The organism is Streptomyces sparsus, assembly GCF_054776295.1.
The window spans coordinates 1-1,116 of record NZ_BAAHCA010001272.1; the positions used below are offsets into that span (position 1 = coordinate 1).

The window sequence follows — 1,116 nt, forward strand, 5'->3', positions numbered from 1 at the left end:
CACTGCGCGACGCCGCCAACCCGGTCGGCCGCGGCGACCCGCTGGAAGCCGCGTACCTGCTGGCGTCGCTGGGCGAACTGGCCCCGACGGCCGCGTACGAGGCGGTCAGTTCCCAGGCCCGGGAGGTCATGGGCCTGCCCGAGGTGCGGGTGGAGGCCGGCTTCCCCGCCGAGCTGCTCGCCGTCCGCGGCCGGACCCTGCCCGCCGCGCTCTCCCTCTCCTACAGCCGTGTGGTGCTGCACCGCGGCCGGGTCGTCACCCGCACCAGCGCCGTACGGGAGTTCTGCGACGCGGGCGACACCACCACCGCCGCCCTCGACCTGCCCCGCCAGGCCCAGGGCTGACCCGCCCGGCTTTGACGGTGGTGCGGCGCGGGGGCCGGCTTTGACGACGGTGCGGCGCGGGGGCCCGGCTTTCCGGGTGGCGAAGGCGTACGGTCGACAGCATGCGCACAGTGATCGCTGGTGGAAACGGAAAGATCGCGCTGCGGCTGGAGCGACTGCTCGCCGGGCGCGGGGACGACGTCGCGGGCCTGATCCGCAACCCGGACAAGGCGGAACAGGTCCAGGCGGCCGGTGCCGAACCCGTGGTCTGCGACCTGGAGTCGGCGACGGTCGAGGAAGTCGCCCGGCACCTCGCGGGCGCCGACGCTGCGGTGTTCGCAGCCGGCGCGGGTCCCGGCAGCGGCGTGGAACGCAAGGACTCGGTGGACCGGGCCGCAGCCCAACTCCTCGCCGACGCCGCCGCTCAGGCAGGGGTACGACGCTTCCTGGTGGTGTCCTCCATGGGCGCCGACAGCGACCCGCCCGCCGACATGGACCCGGTGTTCGCCGCGTACCTCCGCGCCAAGGGCGCCGCCGACGAGGCCGTCCGCGCCCACGACGACCTGGACTGGACGATCCTGCGGCCGGGCCGCCTCACCGACGACGAGGCCACCGGCAAGGTCCTGCTGGCCGACTCCACCGGCCGCGGGGAGGTCACCCGCGACGACGTGGCCGCCGTACTCGCCGCCCTGCTCGACACCCCGGCCACCGCCGGCCGCACCCTGGAACTCGTCAACGGCGACACCCCCGACGCCGACGCCGTCACCGCCGTCACCCGCTGACGCGGCACCCG

The 1,116-nt window shown here is 75.5% G+C and carries 1 protein-coding gene and 1 pseudogene; both read left to right on the forward strand.

The genetic code is table 11. From position 1 onward, the window contains the following. Positions 1 to 344 (forward strand): annotated as a pseudogene (locus ACYVE9_RS27840) (hydrolase); the annotation flags it as partial. A 101-nt stretch (positions 345 to 445) separates the two neighbouring features. Then, complete coding sequence (locus ACYVE9_RS27845) at positions 446 to 1,105, forward strand: NAD(P)H-binding protein (RefSeq protein WP_461030661.1); 660 nt, start codon at positions 446 to 448, stop codon at positions 1,103 to 1,105. Positions 1,106 to 1,116: the final 11 nt, after the last annotated feature.